Source organism: Nostoc sp. 'Peltigera membranacea cyanobiont' 210A (genome assembly GCF_002246015.1).
GTDB lineage: Bacteria > Cyanobacteriota > Cyanobacteriia > Cyanobacteriales > Nostocaceae > Nostoc.
In genome coordinates, this window is the sequence record NZ_NOLJ01000007.1 from 460,225 (window position 1) to 478,229 (window position 18,005).

An 18,005-nucleotide genomic window follows, 5' to 3' on the forward strand; every position below is an offset into this window, starting at 1 on the left:
GAATCGTATGCTGCGCTTGTTGCTGCTATGTTTCCACAGGCTTGAGGTACGCTGCTGCTTGGTTGTGCTGCCAAGTCTTCTACGATCCTTACCAGACGCTTGTTTCGTCTTGCGTCTCCTAAATCTGCCTGTTTTAATTCGGATGCTGCCCATTTTTCCATGATGCACCATTACCCTCAAATATTCTCTTCTCTCAAAAACTATACCTATCAATGCTTTTGGCATATTTTAAGTAAGTTGTATTTTTGTTGAGAAAGATGCGGGTAATGGATAGCTCGCTTGCGGGGAGGGGGTTGGGGGTGGGGTTTTTGTACCTCACTCAACCGAGAACCGCTATAACGCAAAATTTAGTCTCAGTTAATGACGAATTTCGGCTAGGCAATGTTGCTCCCGTTACTTAGTGCGTTAGCTGGTTTTGATCGTCAAGAGAGTACAAATCAGCAAAAACTTGTTTTTTACCTTTAATGTTTTGGCGTTATCCGCCCACTACTATGGACTATAGTCAGTTTTTCAGGAGTTTTGGGAATGACAGCAGCAGCAGATCCCGTAAAGTTGATGAAGCAAGAAGTTGGCAAAGCCGCCGCCGCCCTAGTCAAGTCGGGTTCCATTGTCGGGTTGGGTACGGGGTCAACTACAGCATATACGATTCAGTTTTTGGGCGATCGCCTCAAGTCTGGTGAACTCAAAGATATCATCGGTATACCTACCTCGTTTCAGTCAGAAGTGCTGGCGAAGCAGTATGGTGTCCCCCTCGCCACCTTGGATGCTATTGACCACATCGATATTGCCATTGATGGCGCAGATGAAGTCGATCCGCAGAAGAATTTGATTAAAGGCGGTGGTGCAGCACATACCCGCGAAAAAGTCGTAGACTACCTAGCAGAACAGTTCATCGTCGTAGTAGACAGTGGCAAGTTAGTAGACCGTTTAGGTTCTACTTTCGCTGTACCAGTGGAAGTGATTCCAATGGCAATTACCCCTGTCACCAATGCCATCAAAAAACTCGGTGGCAAACCAGAACTCCGTATGGGTGTAAAAAAAGCTGGGCCAGTAATCACTGACCAAGGCAACTTTGTCTTAGATGTCAGATTTGACTCTATTGAAGATCCAGCCGGACTAGAAAAGACATTGAATAACATTCCCGGCGTTCTGGAAAATGGGATCTTTGTGAACTGTGTCGATTTAGTTTTAGTTGGCGAAGTCAAAGATGGTCAGCCATTAGTGCGGCAACTGTAAGAATTTTGGATTTTAGATTTTGGATTTTAGATTTCAGAGACATCTAAAATCCAAAACTAAGCACGATTCCAGTGAGTTTAAACAGAAATTTCCCAAAATTCGCCAGTTGTACATCATTCATTCTGTTAGCGGTAGCGGGGCGTTTAGCCCATTCTGAATTCTGACTCCTGAATTCTGTTTTGACACTAAACTTTAGCCTACTTTTCTATAAAACCTCAAAAATAGCCTTAGAGGGTGTTTGAAAAGTCTAAATTATTACTAGCCTTGGCGACTAGAAGTCACGGCTACATAGACTTGTGTTGAGCGGAGTCGAAATACAAAACCCACCTACGTGGGTTAAAGAGTTTGATTTTGTGTTAGTCCGCGCAGGCGGACTTTGCTTGTGTAGCCGCGATTTCCAATCGCCCAAAACTTTTCAAACATCCTCTTAGCCCGTCTTCCGCTTTAAGCTTGCCGCACTCCCGCGTTATCATCTGAGAAAGATAAAACTGTTGTGCTCATGGGGAGGTCTTTCTCACTTCAGGAATTCCAACAACTAAATCATCCCGTAAAATAGACAGGCAAGAATCCTGCCCGATAAAAATATGGGAAAATTTTTGGGAAATCCCTCAAAACTCAGGACTCGCTACTTATCTGCTCACTCAGGACTCAGGACTCTTTATGTTAGCAGGCACAATTTTGCAGGATGGAAAATACACCCTAATTCAAGAAATAGGGCGGGGTGGCTTTGGCATTACCTTTAAAGCTACGCATCACTACTTGGGTCACGAGGTGGTGATGAAAACCATCAATGAACGGCTGCGACAACATCCTGATTTTGCCAAATTCGAGCGCCAATTCCAAGATGAAGCCAGACGACTGGCTACGTGTATTCACCCAAATATAGTCCGAGTTAGTGACTTTTTTGTGGAAGCTGGACTGCCTTATATGGTGATGGAATACATTCCTGGTGAAACCTTGGGAGACGCATTTGTATTACCAGGGATAACTTTGCCTGAAGCCACAGCAATTCATTACATCCGGCAAATTGGGGCAGCGTTGCAGGTAGTACACAACAACGGCTTGTTACACCGCGATGTCAAACCAGATAATATTATTCTTCGTCAAGGAACACAAGAAGTAATACTAATTGATTTTGGCATTGCCAGGGAATTTAATGGCGGTGTCAGGCAGACTCACACAGGTTTGGTTTCTGAGGGTTATTCTCCGATTGAGCAGTATATGACGCAAGCGGCGCGCACACCCGCCACGGATGTTTATGGTTTAGCGGCGACTTTGTATGCACTGTTGACAGCCCAAGTTCCCATGCCAGCATTATTGCGCGATCGCGAACAAATGCCTTCCCCCCGTGAACTGCAACCACATTTGAGTGCTGCTGTCAACCAGGCGGTAATGCGCGGTATGGCAGTAGAGTCTCGTTTTCGGCCAGCGACAGTTGCTGACTGGCTGCAATTGCTACCTGGAAATGGGGTGAATGGAACACCGCAAGTTTTACCCACTTACGCAGTGCCAACTGTCAATTTATCTGCCCAGCAAGCAGCAACTTTAATTGGAAAAACAGCCCAAAATTCTATTCATAGACCATCTGTGTTGGCGCAGCCCAACCCAGGTATGGCTAAGGAAACTGTACTGGCCAAAAACCTGGGATCATCTAAAGTATTTATTGGTATGAGTGTAGCCTTAGTTGCTGCTACAGCAGGTTTTGGGATCGCGAGTTTATTACCCAAATCTCAGCAGCCGACTGCCAAGCCACTTGTTGAAAAGCCAACTCAAGAATCAGGCGCGAAAGCACCTAATTTTGATAGTACATCTTCACCCAGAGGTGAACAGACTAACACTACCTCAAGAACCGAAACAGCACCTGGCTCTAATTCCAGGCAGCGTCGCCGCAATCGTCGTTCTTCTCAAGAAGAATCTACCAGCAGCCCTACAAGAGAATCGCAACGCGGTGATTCCGAACAATCCACACCTTCACCTAGCGTTTCTCCCACACCCTCGTTAGTAGAGAAACTAAGGGCAATCCGCTCATCTCGAAAAGCTTCCCCCGCACCATTGCCATTCCCACAAAATAACTTACCCGCTTCTAGTCAAAATCCTGCCTCCCCTCAACCCGTAAGTCCATCAAAACCTCTACTTATACCACCAGCACCACCAGCAGAATCCAAACAATCAGATCCTTCTGCTGTGGTAGTACCAACACTGGAAAAGCAAAATTCACCGACTAATAGTCAACCCCAGAATATTCAGAAGTTCGAGCAAAAGCCACAAGATGATAATAACTAGTACCGCAAGGCGGAATTAAAAATTAAAAATTAAAAATTAAAAATGAATACAGCATAAGGTTTGGTTGATTTGGAATGATTGGTTTCTTTCCGCCATGTTGTACTAGTCAATTTTATATTTTCAATTTGGGATTTTGGTGAAGCAGCGCGGTGAGTCCAGCACAGCGCTGACTCCTATTAGCTAATTATGAATTAGGAATTACGAATTACGAATTACGAATTATTTTAGGAAGGATTAAGTTTATTCTGTACAACAACTTCCCCCTTTTTATTAATCTTCACCGGATTCTTGGGAAAAGCTTGATTATTCAAATAACGCATAAGTTTTACAGTTTGAAAACTCCGATCGATATGAGGAATTCCGAATTCCGAATTCCCTGCCGATCCATCCGAACGGGAATAATTTTACTTGATACCAAATCTCCTGCTGAGTTGAGTTTGACTTCTAAAATCATTGAGTCACCTGTTTGGGCATTTGTAGATAAAGTCCGATATCCCAAAAAGTTTCCTAAAGAATAGGCAATGATTTTTCCCTGATAAATTTCCATCGCTCTGGGAACGTGAGGGCCATGTCCTAGTACTAAGTCTGCTCCGGCATCAATCATGTTTCGAGCAAACGCGATCGCATTACCTCGGTTTTCTCCATAAAAAAACTCTGTTTGATTCTTAACGTGTAGTGCCCCCGTTCCTTCCGCTCCAGCGTGCATCGATACTACTACAATATTGGCTTTATTTTTGGCTTCTGCCACGAGTGCTTTAGCTGTTCCTAAATTATGGATGGAGTTATACATTTCATAAGGAGAAAATCCGATCATTGCCACGGGGATATTGTTAGCTTCCAAATAAAGAATTTGATTTTTATGACCTAATGTTGCAATGCCTACAGACTGAAGATTTTTCATTGTATCTTTGAACCCTACTGGGCCAAAGTCCATTGCATGGTTATTTGCCATATTGAACACATTAAAACCAGCCTCAGCAAATAGCCGAGCATATCCAGGTGGAGAGCGAAAGGCAAAGACTTGTCCTCGACTAATATCTTTGGCAGTATAGGGATAATTAGTTAGGCTACTTTCAAAATTCCCAAACAAGATATCAGATCCTTGCAAGTGAGTTCTCACTGACTTTGGTAATAATTGATCTCGAAAACGGGGTAATCGATAGTTAGGGAAATTAGTGCCGGGAATAATATCGCCAACAGCTTTGATGGTAATAGTATTTGGAAAGGTTTGTTGTTGTGTTTTTGATGGCGTAACAGGAATAACTAATGGAAATTGCACAGGCTTAGTAGGCATAGTAGCAGCGTTTAATCGCTGTGATTGACCAAGCCGGATAATGACTCCTATACTAATACCCAGATATAAACAAATGCTGATTAGACTAAATGAGAATACTCGCCCCAAGCTGCGATCTACCATCGTTCACTCCTCACACGATGGCATTAGTTTATCCCAAAAATCTGAAAAATCTGTGTTGGCGGTGTATATTTTAGTCTTTTTAGCAAATATTTGACTACGTGAATATTAAGCGATAATCCTATCTAACTTGCAAATAAACAGACAAGTTGCTCAAGACCCTTGTTAAAGGTAGGCAAATTTCCGCCACATTGTAGTAAATTTTCAGTAATCTTTTGAACGGAGAGGGGGGGATTCGAACCCCCGTTGGGTTTCCCCAAAACGCATTTCGAGTGCGTCACCATGAACCGCTCGGACACCTCTCCAACTATTTATTCAGACATTTGAGTATCTATTGTACATTCAAATGCTGTAAATTTAGGGAAATTTTGCTGGATTCCCTATACTACTATAGCATTATCGCTTTTTTTGCGTAATGCAATTCTCTAGGAATGCCAATACTACTAAAGCCCACGACATTTTTCATCATGACGGTTGGTGAAATTATCTGACGAGTCAATGAAACGCAGAGATTTATATAAAGTTGTGAAAAAACGTTTCTTATGCCAGAACGAGGGGTGCAAGAAAGCGTCAGGAGTACGAGCTTGTTTGAATTGGGATAGTTTGGGTGCCTAATTTCGATTAAGTAATGCAGAAATACCCAATTTACTTTACTTGGTAGGCATAGAGACTTCCCAAATTCCTTGATTTCCGCCATATTCTAGAACATAAATCTTATTGCTAATAATCTCAGCATCAATGGGATTACTAAAACCTCTGACAAGGCGTGTAGCGTTAAGTTTATAGTTGTTATTTCCTACTTTAGTTAACTTTAAATGTAGTAGGTCTTGGCTGGCATCTTTAAAAGGGCCTATTAGTGTTTCGCCAGTGGGATCGCCTGCTGTCCAACTCAGCATAAATCCATCTCTGTTGAATTCTGGACTCATTACTCCTTGTGTATCAAAAACTAAGCCTAAAGGAGAACGGTGTGTTGTAAAAGTGCTAAAAGGTTGCCCAAGAACACTGGCATCTTTAATTTTTCCATCTACAGGATCGCGGTAATTATCTGCGTCCGGCCCAAGATTAGGAATTGGTTCAATCAAATTTCCAGTAGGCCGAATAGGAAAGGTTGGATCGTTACGATAGTAGCCCCTTTGGATGGCGTTAAATTGAGGGCTTAACAATCGGTCAGTGGCAGGATTATAATTGGGAAATTGTTGTGGATTGTCTGTCCCCCCAATACGCCAAGGAAAGCCGTAATTACCACCTAAACGTAGCCAATTTAATTCTTCTGACATATCGCGATCTGGCCCATTTTCTGTGCCAAATAAATCCCCATTGGGTGCAAAAGCCATATCGAAAGTATTACGTGTTCCTTCTGCAAAAATATAGCCAGCTGTCTTTAAAGTTGCTCGATTGTTTGCCAGAAAGAGATTGTTACCATTACTAGGAAGACGGAGTATACAGGCGGTTAATCCGACTTCGCGAGTATTGGGATATAGACCATCAACAGACTGAACCTCACCATGATCGGTACGAGAACCGCTATTCACATAGATAAATTTACCATCCAGGCTAACAACTACGCCGTTGAAGCGATGATCATAAGCTGTTTTGCTTTTGGGATAGGCTGCACTCTTAGCTAAGATAGACCAGATACGCTGTCTTGTACTCGAATTAATTACACCTTTAACAATAATTGCTTGAGTTTGGTTATTCACAAGGTCTGCATTGCCAACTAAATAAATTGTGCCGTTAGGGCCAATGGCCATACCTTGAGTTTCACTTATATTATGATTACTAGAGTTGTACACAAGGGTTCTAGTAGAAGAGGCTAAATTGACTTGATAAATCTCACCATTTCGTTTGAGGTAATAGAGAGTATTGTTTCGTGGATCTTTTACAATCCGCACAGAGGGAGAGACTGAGAGTGTATTAATAATATTGCGAACCTTGATATCAGGACGCAGGCTTTGAGGGACAACATTTACTCCAATAGTGCTAGGATTTAATAAAACTATTGTAAATAATAGTGTTATTGTAAATAACAGCGCTTTAACAGCAAGATTCCCGATAAGTCGGCGTTTAAATTGGTTAGAAGATTTAGTGTTATTCATGATTTTCTTGATAAAATAGTCAATTAATTTTGTTGTTAAATCCCTGTTAATAAGGGAAAACTTTTGAAATTTTAGCTTTGGTTTTAGGAGACCATAGTGCTGAAACATTTAAAGCTTTATGGGACATTGTTTGCTGTTGGCAGTGCTATTTTTATGTGACGGATGGAAAGTTTACCCCAGTTTTATTAACCCAGAAGATCATATCGTCAGTAAAACATATATGACCAGAGTAGTTCGCGTAGCGTCTCCCCTTGGGAGAAGGTAAAAATACACATTTACGTGATTATCTTGCACGCCTACAGACGCTCCTAACGTCGCTACCGCTTCGCTATCGAAAAAAATTATACTATTCCAAATCAATAGATATGCTTAAATATTCAATTCGATTGTTGCTTAACTGTTTTAAGTATAGAAAAATACCCATACTTAGGTAATTTATCCTGCATTTATGCAACGCCTATTAGTGCAATCATGCTACGCTCCCATCTTTGAAAAGCGAAAAGCAATCCGCACTCAAAAAAACTTTCCAGCAAAATATTTCGGATTTTCTGATAACTTACTGTATTCTGGGATATCCTACCTTGTGGAAAGCCAAATAATGACTATGAATATGCAACGACTCATCAAAAAAACTTCTAACCCAATTCGCAAGATAACAGAAGAAACTCCACCATCGACTGAACCGATTGAGATGCCTGAGAGTCAAGATATTCCTGAATCGGTGGTTGAACCAAATCTACCTGTGTACATGGAAGCATCCGAATCGGACTACATCTGTGAACACTATCGCCCTTTGCGCTCCGTTGGTAACTCTGGCTGGCAACCGTCTGATGTGTGGCGCGAGTTGAGGGTTGATAATTTCTGTGGGTGAGTAATATGAACGCAGAGAGCCATTCGATTTATGGCTGAATAAAATTATACGTTTGTGTCAGTCTTGCTGAAATGTAATTCCTCAGCTACAGCAATAAAGTAGCGCAGATTTCGTAGCCCCATCTTTTTGATACTTTATAAGTCTCAATTTTAAATATATATATATTGGACATCTCAAAAAAGGCTACATATCATACTCGTACAGAGATTTGATTGAGGCCAGAGCAATGAGTGAAAAAACAACGTCAGAGAATTTCAGAAGTAAAGTTGTTACACAAGGGGTACAGCGATCGCCAAATCGGGCTATGCTGCGTGCAGTAGGTTTTCAGGATGAAGACTTTAAGAAAGCAATTGTGGGTGTGGCTAATGCCTACAGCACCATCACTCCCTGTAACATGGGGATTAATCAACTAGCACTCATAGCTGAAGCTGGAATTAAACTTGCCGGGGCAATGCCGCAAATGTTCGGCACAATCACTATTAGTGATGGGATTTCTATGGGAACTGAGGGAATGAAATATTCCCTAGTGTCACGAGAAGTTATTGCTGATTCCATTGAAACCGTCTGTAATGGTCAAAGTATGGATGGCGTGATCGCTATCGGTGGCTGTGATAAAAATATGCCAGGGGCAATGATTGCAATGGCACGGATGAATATCCCGGCTATCTTTGTTTACGGTGGGACAATTAAACCCGGACACTACAACAGCCGTGACTTGACTGTTGTGAGTTCCTTTGAGGCTGTGGGTGAATACAGTGCTGGTAAAATTGACGACACCGAACTGATGGAAGTAGAACGCCACGCTTGTCCTGGTGCTGGTTCTTGCGGTGGGATGTTCACAGCTAATACTATGTCCTCGGCCTTTGAAGCGATGGGTATGAGTTTGCCCTATTCTTCCACAATGGCGGCGGAAGATGATGAAAAAGCCGATAGTACTGAAGAATCAGCCAAGGTATTAGTAGAAGCAATTCGTAATCAACTGTTACCCCGGCATATTATCACGCGCAAATCTATAGAAAATGCTATCTCTGTAATTATGGCTGTGGGTGGTTCAACTAACGCCGTGTTACATTTTCTGGCGATCGCTCGTGCGGCTGGTGTAGAACTTAATCTAGATGATTTTGAAATTATCCGCGATCGTGTCCCTGTTTTATGCGATTTAAAACCCAGTGGTAGATATGTCGCCACAGACTTACATCAAGCTGGTGGTATTCCCCAAGTGATGAAAATGCTATTGATACATGGATTACTTCACGGTGACTGTATCACCATTACAGGTAAAACCATCGCCGAAATTTTAGCAGATGTCCCCGATGAACCACCAAGCAATCAAGATGTGATTCGTCCTTGGAATAACCCGATGTATGCCCAAGGTCACTTAGCCATCCTGAAAGGGAATCTTGCTACAGAGGGAGCAGTAGCAAAAATTACCGGGGTAAAAAATCCCGGCATTACTGGCCCTGCACGGGTATTTGATTCGGAGGAAGAATGCTTAGATGCCATCCTTGCAGGGAAGATTAAAGCCGGTGATGTAATTATCGTCCGCTACGAAGGGCCCAAAGGTGGCCCTCGGATGCGGGAAATGCTAGCACCCACCTCAGCAATTATTGGTGCGGGTTTAGGCGATGCAGTGGCGTTAATTACTGATGGACGCTTTTCAGGCGGTACTTACGGGATGGTAGTCGGACACGTTGCTCCCGAAGCCGCCGTTGGTGGTGCGATCGCTCTGGTCGAAGAAGGTGATAGCATTACTATTGATGCTAATTCTCGCTTGTTACAAATCAACATTTCTGATGCAGAATTAGCCAGTCGCCGCGCCAAATGGCAACCCCGTCCACCCCGTTATACAAAAGGCATCTTAGCAAAATATGCTAAGTTAGTTTCCTCTAGCAGTGTTGGTGCTGTCACAGACTTGGATTTATTTAATGAGTAGGGAGTAAGGTTGGAGACGCGACATTTCGCGTCTCTCTACAAGAGTTTTTTGTTTTTTCCCGCGATCGCGATCTGTATTTATCCCTCTTCTGTCACTTTCCGCGAGGGCGATCGCTAGAAGCCTCATGAGGCAACCAATACAAGCTACACTATTACAAAAAAATCCGTCTTGTATTTGTTATTAGAAAAGAATCGCGCGATCGCTTGCTATACAAAAGCTCTAGATTTTAGAAAAGGCAAATGTTTTCGGAGAGTGACAGAAGAGGGTTATATCATGTCCGCATAATTAGTTATGCTAACCACAGTCATTGCACCCCACCCCTTAATCCCCTCCCCGCAAGCGGGGAGGGGAGACAAAGCGTAGCTTTGGCGGGGGTGGGGTTCTTCGGGTTTAATAAGCAATCAAGCGGACATGATATTACTTATCTTCACATAGTCTGCTTCTTTTAAGTCGCTCTACTTATGTTTTAAAGTAGAAAGTAGTTGATTCAAAGTGTTTGTTACTACCAATGAAAGTTTTAGGGTTATTCCTGCCAGTCCTGTTGCTGCTATGCAGTCCTGCTATGGCAGTTGAGCTTAAAGGACAAAATATTGATGGTCAAAAGCTGCCTGCTAGAGCTTATTACTATGCAACTGGTGGGGTCTACAAAGTTCAGGTGCGCTTTCACAACAAACGAGCCACAATTTACTTTGACGACGGCAACCAAACAACTATACAGTTGAACCAGCAAGCGATCGCTGACTCAAAGAATATTGAAGGTTTTGGAAAACTAGGACAATATCCTCTAAATAGAACATTCAGTGTGGGGTTGGTGTATGACAATAATTGGCTCGGTAGCAATGATAGTCAATTCCAACTGTCTAATCCGCTAGATGGGTTGTGGAAAATTAGTTTGGAGTGAATACACATCCGACTTAAAAAAGGTTTCTCACTTCTGACAGGGCAACTCAACAATATGTCCTCTGCTAGACTCGGAGTAACTACTTAATTCATAAAGTAACATATATCTAGGACTCCTATTTAATTTTTGAATAACTAAGCTGCTTAAAAGCTTGCCTGACAAAGATTTCCTTTTCAGGATACTGAGCAAGATTCAAGTAGGATTACTAAATGTATAGGAACATAATAATTACATAAATGAAAGTTGGCATTCAAAATACAGTAGAAATTCTAGAACAAGTTCACCAATTAGAGTCCACACTAGGTCTTAAAAATGAAGCCTGCCGTTCTAAATTTTTGATTCATCCTGACTTCACGTCAAAAGTTTTTTTGTTTTTGCATGGTTTTACAGCAGGCCCTTACCAATTCGAGCCGCTTGGTAAAGCCTTCTTTAACAAGGGATATAACGTTCTGATTCCTTTACAACCCGGTCATGGACGCTCAGGTGACTGGAAGTCTCAAAATCCTCCACCGCTGCCAACAGATATTGAGATTTATCAACAATTTGTCATCAAATGGTTGCAGATTGCCAAAACGCTAGGTCAACAAGTTGTAATTGGTGGATTATCAACAGGTGGAACTTTAGCTGCTTGGTTAGCTTTAGAACATCCTCAAGAGATTGACCGCACTTTATTGTTTACGCCTTATTTAGGTAGCCGTTATTTACTATTCGATCAACTCATCAAAATTCTGCCAATTTACTTTGAATGGTTCAACAAAGATGCACCTGGGAATTTTGGTTATAAAGGTTTTCGTCTCAAGGCCTTACGGATATTTCTAGAATTGGGATATCAGGTTTTAGACAAGGCTCAAGGCTGTGTTTCTGCTCCAATCTTAATGGTATGTAGTGAGGCAGATGGTGCTGTTAGTCGCTCGAAACAGCAGGATTTCTTCCGAAGAATACTTAAGCAGCAACCGAAATCCTGGTATTACTGTTTCGATGATTCACTTCACATTGAACACCGAATGATGACAAAATTGGAAGACAATGATTATGAAGAACTGGTAATTACACTTGCTAAAGCATTTGTTGAGAGTAATTTAACTTGGGTAGAGTTTCAGGAAATGGCAAAGCGGATAGCGCAGGGACAAGGCCATGACCAAATCATCCGAGAACTCAACTTTGATGAACAAGTTTTTCAACAGCTATCTGCAATGATGACTCAAGGTTTTGGCTGTGAGCATCTTAAATGTATCAATCCAGATTCCTAATGAGTATCCCAATTTTGCAAAAAATGGAGAGGTTAAAAAATATTTACCATTTCAAAATCTAGTTCAAGTCTCGATAGGTTCAGTTAACAGCTATTAGTGTAGATAATTAGTTTTTCAAGACGCGATTTTTCGCGTCTCCATATCAGCATTTTGGGCTTATATGAACTGTATTGGATCAACCTAATACCAATTTAATTAATGATTGGCTAAAGACGCGATGAATCGCGTCTCTACAAATGGTCGATTTGTCGCATTCTTTTTTGAAATTGGTATTAATTTTGAGTCTGAGCCAGAATCGGTAAGGTAATTACAAATTCTGTTCCTTCACCTTGGGTAGAATTCACAACCAGTGAACCGCCATGTTTTTCTACAACAATAGACTGAGCGATCGCTAATCCTAATCCCGTTCCTTTACCAACACCTTTCGTAGTAAATAAGTGGTCAAATACTTTTTGTTTGACTGATTCACTCATGCCTTGACCATTATCAGCAATGCTCACCTCAACTTGTTTATTTTTTAAAGAGGTGGTAATTGTAATCCGGTTGGGATTGGCTTGAATCTCTTCAAAACTCTTACCTGCATTTGATTCATCCAAGGCATCAATGGCATTTGCTAAGATGTTCATAAATACTTGATTTAATTGACCAGGGAAGCATTCAATTTGGGGTACATTTCCGTACTCATTGATTACTTCAATAGCTGGACGTTCTTCGTTAGCTTTCAGGCGATGTTTGAGAATTAAAATCGTACTATCAATGCCTTCATGAATGTTAAACGGTACTTTGTAATCTCTATCAGCGCGGGAGAAAGTACGCAGACTGGTGCTAATATTCTTGAGCCTATCACACGCTATTGTCATCGAATCAATCATCTTGATCAAATCTTCTAAGCTATATTCCAAATCGATTTCTTCGGCATGGGTAAAAATTTCATCTCCAGGAGTAGGAAACTTTTGTTCATATAGTTTCAAGTGTTCGATAACATCAATAAATGTTGGTTTAGCTTGTTTGAGACTGGCAGCAATAAAACCAAGAGGATTATTCATTTCATGAGCGACACCAGCAACTAAGTTACCCAATGCAGACATCTTTTCACTTTGGACGATTTGTAATTGAGCTTGTTGCAAATCTTGTAAAGCTTGCCCAGCTTGCTGATAAAGCCGAGCGTTTTCTAAGGCAATTGCTGCTTGGGAGGAAAGTAGATTAATCACCTGCAAACGGTTACTAGTAAATACTCCTTGACTCAATTGATTTTCTAGGTAGAGAATCCCCACCAAATGACCTTGGTTAACAATGGGCGTGCATAATACACTTTGAGGTTGATGTAGGAGCATATATTCTCCAATTACACCAGGAATACTCGTTTCACAATTGTCTATGATCACAGTTTCTTGAGTATTCTTAACGTAATTTATCAGTTTTCTCGGAATATATTGACAAGCATCTATTAGTTGTGAATCAAGAATGGTTTTGACATCAGTCTGGGAATTTGACTGTTCATCGATAAAGGTAATTGCCCGCACTTGCCAAGTATCTTTTTCAGGAAGAATTAATACAGATGTTTTCGCACCAGAATTTTCTAAGATAATGCGAGTGAGACTGCTGATAAGTGCGTCTAATTCGATACAACTGGAAATAGTTTGAGCTGCTTTGAGAATGCAGGTTAAATCTAGAGCATCAGAAATATTAGTGCTGCTGGTAGTGTAACTAGATGTACGAGCAATGCTGGCTATGGTTTCTAAGGGATTTAAGTTGAATTCTTGCTGTTGCAAAATGGGTTTGAGTAATTTGGGATAGCGTTTTTCCAAGTCATCAGTTTTGGCTTTTGCTCCCCAACGGGCATAACTGTAATATGCTTGTTGCAGATATCCTTCTGCGGCTTTTTCTTTACCCCATTCTAGGTAAAATTTGGCAGCGAGTTCGTTAGCGATCGCTGCTTCCTGAATATAGTCATTGGCGATCGCTCCTTGGATCGCTATTTCATAATAATCTGCGGCTTGTAAGCGATCGCCAGTTACACGAGCTTGTTCAGCTAAAATTAAATTGTACTTGTGCTGATAATTGACTGGCGCATGAGCCGCCCATTCTTGCATTTTTGACTGGTTTTCGGCTACTTTCTGGAGATAAAGCTGTTGCTGTGCTTCATTTACCTGAGAACAAAGAGCTAACAAACTCAAAGATTGATAGAAATTCCGCAAAGGAACAATTAATAAGCCTGCTGCTCCCTGCTCATACTGCTCAAATTTTTGAGAAGATTCCCAAGCAGATTCGTATTCACCAAAAAGATAAGCCAGAAGCGTTTTTGCTAGATAGACATAACAAATACCATTGATATTATTAGTTTCAATTAAAGTCGGTAACATTTCGACTTCGTGAAAATGTTTACCAATTAAACAGCAGGGATTAGCCGCTTCTCCTTGTAAATTTAGCACCGTCTGCCGCCAGATATTTCCCCAAACCAGAGACACCTCTTGTTTTATTTGCTGCATTAGATCGCAATATTTATCTGCTTCCAGCACAGCATTTTCTAGGTTTTCTCCACTCCAAAAGAGAAATTGACAATAGCAATTGGCACAATAGCCTACATATTCTAAATTTCCGGTTTCTAATCCACTCTGCAATCCCTCCAAAAATAGATTCAATGTGGATTTAATTGAATCTTTCCAATGTTTAATAAACAGACTAAATGTTAAATAAACCCTACTTTTAAGTTCTTTAGTTTGAAATTTTTCTAAAAGTTGTACTGCCAGTTTACCAAACTGATACCCATCTTCAATTGCACCAATACTGCACAAAAATAATCCATAGAGACTATAAGCAACAGCTGCCTGTGGTGAGTTGCCGTACTTGATACAAATTTTGATCATTGTAAAAATTTTGAGCGGCAATAACATCGGTTTGGCTATATAAACTGGAGCAAACAAACCCGATAATATGCGGAGCGCAACTAATTTTTGGGGATCAATGATTTCTGGCATATCTGCCAATGCTGCAATCGATTGATGAACAAACATTTGTTGTAATTGGTCATGTTCCTCAAAAATAATTTGAGTATTACTGTCTTCAGGTAACGTCAAATCTAGTAATTGCAGTGCTTCTCTACCTGTAGCTATTGCTTCAATGAATTTATTTTGCGCCGTATAAGATTGGATTTGAATCTCATAGGTACGAACCTTTTCTAATGGAGATTTAGCATTTTTAAGGATAATCTCTACTAATGATTTTGATGATTCAAAGTTTGTATTGAGATATTCTGCCTCAGCCGCAGATTCGTAAACAGCAAGGGCCAAATCGTAGCTGCTTTGCCAAGCATTTATCGGTAATAAAAGAATTGCCACTTTTAAATACTCAACTGCTGTCGCATAAGCTGTCGAGTTTTTGGCTTTACAACCAGCTATCAGATTTAACCGGGATAAATGTTTTCGTTCGTCAGCTTCCTCTAATAATTCCAGTCCGTAATTGAATTGGTTAACAATTGCAAAAATTCCTGACTCTTGCTGCTCTTTAGGTGTATTCTGCAATAACAATTGCCCAATTTGCAAGTGTGTTGACTGTTTTTGTGCTTCTGGAATGAGTGAATAGGCAGCTTGCTGGACGCGATCGTGTAAAAATTTATATACAACCATCTCAGACTGTTCTTGAGTAGCTGCTTGATTTTCTGAACCAACAAAAAACTTATAAACCTCACTTTGCGGCAAAATCAACCCTTCTTGCAAAGCCTTCCACAAGCAATCTGCGGTTTCTACCTCCGATTGTTTAGAAACAATCGCTAATGTTTTTAAATCGAACTGATTACCAATACAAGCGGCTAGCTTCAATTGTTGTTGAGTTGATTCTGGTAGTCTTCGTAATTGGAAAACCATAAAATCCACAACATTGTCTGCTAGAGTTTGCTGATTGATTTGAGAAATATCACATTGCCAACATCCCTCGGCAAAATTGAATTGAATTAGTTGGTCTTGATGTAATGATTTCAGGATTTGAGTTGCAAAAAATGGATTTCCTTGAGCTTTACGGTAAATCAATTGTGAAAGAGATAATGCCACATTCTCTGCACAATTTAATGTATCTGCTACAAGTTGATTCAATTGTAATTGGTTGAGTGGTTTTAGGTTAAGACTATTTACCTTTACACCTGTTTTGCGAATTTCATCCAACATTACCATCAATGGATGGGCTGGGAATACTTCATTGTCTCTATACGCACCAATTAACAATAAATATCCCTGATTAGCTTCATTCATTAATAATTGTATGAGTTTCAATGAAGCCGAATCTACCCATTGCAAGTCATCTAAGAATATAACTAAAGGATGTTCTTTAGTTGTAAATATTTGGAGAAATTTCTGAAATAATAAATTAAATCGGTTTTGTGCTGCGTTACCTGATAATTCTGATGCAGGTGGTTGTCTGCCAATAATTTTTTCTAATTCGGGAATGACTTCAATAATTACCTGTCCGTCTTCACCTAATGCTTGAATAATTTGATTTTGCCATTTTTGTATTTGGACATCACTTTCTGCTAGTAATTGCTCCATGAAGTTACGGAAAGCTTGAACAAATGCAGAAAAAGGAATATTCCGATTAAATTGGTCAAATTTGCCTTTGATAAAATAACCGTGTTGACGAACAATAGGTTTATGGACTTCGTTAACAACCGCAGTTTTACCAATCCCTGAAAACCCAGCTACTAGCGTTATTTCTGTTGCACCCAGGCTGACATTTTCAAATGCTTCTAGTAGAGTTTCAACTTCTGCTTCTCGTCCATATAGTTTATCAGGGATAATAAATCTGTCGCATACATCTCTTTGGGCAATTGGGAAACTTTCAATTTTACCTGTTGTCTTCAGTTGAGAAAAACAAATTTCTAAATCATACTTCAATCCTAATACACTCTGATAACGGTCTTCAGCATTTTTTGACATTAATTTGCTGACGATATCCGAAATTACCGGCGGAATTTGTAAGTTAATTACATCTATTGATGAGGCTACCTTAGCAATATGGGAATGCACCAACTCCATTGGATCGTTTGATTGAAAAGGCAACTCACCTGTGAGTAATTCGTAGAAAGTTACACCAAGTGAATAAAAATCAGTCCGGTAGTCAATTCCCTGATTCATTCTCCCTGTTTGTTCTGGAGAAATATAAGCTAGTGTTCCCTCTAATACATTGGGGCTGATTAGCGTTTGCGTTTCCCTTGGTAATAGAGAGGCAATACTAAAGTCGATTAATTTAACTTGTTTGGAATCAGAATTAATTAAAATATTGCTCGGTTTGATATCTTTATGAATGATGCGCTGACTATAGAGTATATCTAAGGTATTACACAGTGCGATCGCTATTTGAAAAAACTCTTGCAAAAACCTAATATCTCGCGTTTGATCGTGATCAAAATAATCTTTTAGAGAAATGCCACCAAAATCTTCCATCACCAACGCATAGGCATTTTGATACACCTCCAGGCTGTAGGTTTGGACAATTAAAGATGAGTTGAGATTTTTGGCAATGGTGTACTGATTGCGAAACTGCACCAGTTCATTAAAGGAGGGATATGGATTTTTCAGTAGTTTGATTGCTACAGGTAATGAATCAGTTTCTCTATACCCTCGATAAACTATAGTTCTCGAACCATTGTAGATTTCTTCAATGATTTGGTATCCAGAAATATTAACATGAGTGCTAAACATACTGTTAAATGCGAGGTAATTTATAACTTGATTATTCCCAAATTAATAACGGCAGTTTAATGTTAATTAGTAAAGATTACTATGGCTTTACTTTAGAGAGGATTTATGAAGATAAGCTTTACATTGTAGTGTACATTACACGCCGCTTTAGCTTTAAAGCATTCAATGCAGAGATAGAATATCTGGCACAAAGTGTCAAGGTTCTCAATAGTAAATTAGGAACCTGCAAAGCGTAAACTAGGAATTTTTCAACTCAAAAATATGCTTGTAAGGGCTGGGGAAAGATGAAAAGGGAAGAGGTTAAAAACTTTCACCTTTTCCCTTTAAACTT

General features: G+C 40.3%; 9 protein-coding genes, 1 tRNA gene and 2 pseudogenes. 7 read left to right on the forward strand and 5 right to left on the reverse strand.

Annotation, left to right across the window (positions count from 1 at the left end; genetic code table 11):
- Nucleotides 1-161: IS4/Tn5 family transposase DNA-binding protein (locus tag CDG76_RS38560; RefSeq protein ID WP_442946388.1), on the reverse strand; the 161-nt coding region annotated here is incomplete at its 3' end.
- Nucleotides 162-525: 364 nt separating this feature from the next.
- Here CDG76_RS38560 and rpiA point away from each other — a divergent pair.
- Nucleotides 526-1,236, forward strand: a complete 711-nt coding sequence (gene rpiA / locus CDG76_RS24055) for a ribose-5-phosphate isomerase RpiA (RefSeq protein ID WP_094351415.1) — start codon at nt 526-528, stop codon at nt 1,234-1,236.
- A 660-nt stretch (nt 1,237-1,896) separates the two neighbouring features.
- The gene (locus CDG76_RS24060; protein ID WP_094351416.1) at nt 1,897-3,519 is read left to right on the forward strand and encodes a serine/threonine protein kinase; all 1,623 of its coding nucleotides are present in this window, start codon (nt 1,897-1,899) and stop codon (nt 3,517-3,519) included.
- A 224-nt stretch (nt 3,520-3,743) separates the two neighbouring features.
- Here CDG76_RS24060 and CDG76_RS24065 read toward each other — a convergent pair.
- The 3 genes and pseudogenes from CDG76_RS24065 to CDG76_RS24075 all read right to left on the reverse strand — a co-directional run bounded on the left by CDG76_RS24065 (nt 3,744) and on the right by CDG76_RS24075 (nt 7,029).
- Nucleotides 3,744-4,936 (reverse strand): annotated as a pseudogene (locus CDG76_RS24065) (CapA family protein).
- 217 nt (nt 4,937-5,153) lie between these two features.
- Nucleotides 5,154-5,238, reverse strand: a tRNA-Ser gene (locus CDG76_RS24070).
- 345 nt (nt 5,239-5,583) lie between these two features.
- Nucleotides 5,584-7,029 (reverse strand): PQQ-dependent sugar dehydrogenase, encoded by a 1,446-nt coding sequence (locus tag CDG76_RS24075; protein ID WP_190240962.1) that lies wholly within the window; start codon nt 7,027-7,029, stop codon nt 5,584-5,586.
- Nucleotides 7,030-7,097: 68 nt separating this feature from the next.
- Here CDG76_RS24075 and CDG76_RS24080 point away from each other — a divergent pair.
- The 5 genes and pseudogenes from CDG76_RS24080 to CDG76_RS24100 form a co-directional block, all read left to right on the forward strand.
- Nucleotides 7,098-7,463 (forward strand): annotated as a pseudogene (locus tag CDG76_RS24080) (IS1 family transposase); the annotation flags it as partial.
- 14 nt (nt 7,464-7,477) lie between these two features.
- Nucleotides 7,478-7,900 (forward strand): hypothetical protein, encoded by a 423-nt coding sequence (locus CDG76_RS24085; RefSeq protein WP_094351418.1) that lies wholly within the window; start codon nt 7,478-7,480, stop codon nt 7,898-7,900.
- A 226-nt stretch (nt 7,901-8,126) separates the two neighbouring features.
- Nucleotides 8,127-9,833: a dihydroxy-acid dehydratase gene (ilvD, locus tag CDG76_RS24090; RefSeq protein ID WP_094351419.1), complete on the forward strand. Its 1,707-nt coding sequence runs from the start codon at nt 8,127-8,129 to the stop codon at nt 9,831-9,833.
- Nucleotides 9,834-10,395: 562 nt separating this feature from the next.
- Complete coding sequence (locus CDG76_RS24095; protein ID WP_223265350.1) at nt 10,396-10,734, forward strand: hypothetical protein; 339 nt, start codon at nt 10,396-10,398, stop codon at nt 10,732-10,734.
- 236 nt (nt 10,735-10,970) lie between these two features.
- Entirely contained in the window at nt 10,971-11,984 is a 1,014-nt protein-coding gene (locus CDG76_RS24100; protein WP_094351421.1) for an alpha/beta hydrolase, read from the forward strand.
- A gap of 272 nt (nt 11,985-12,256) precedes the next feature.
- On the opposite strand, the gene CDG76_RS24105 is transcribed toward CDG76_RS24100, so the two are convergent.
- Nucleotides 12,257-17,674 carry an ATP-binding sensor histidine kinase gene (locus CDG76_RS24105; protein WP_094351422.1) on the reverse strand — a complete coding sequence of 1,806 codons (5,418 nt, stop codon included), beginning with the start codon at nt 17,672-17,674 and terminating at the stop codon, nt 12,257-12,259.
- Nucleotides 17,675-18,005: the final 331 nt, after the last annotated feature.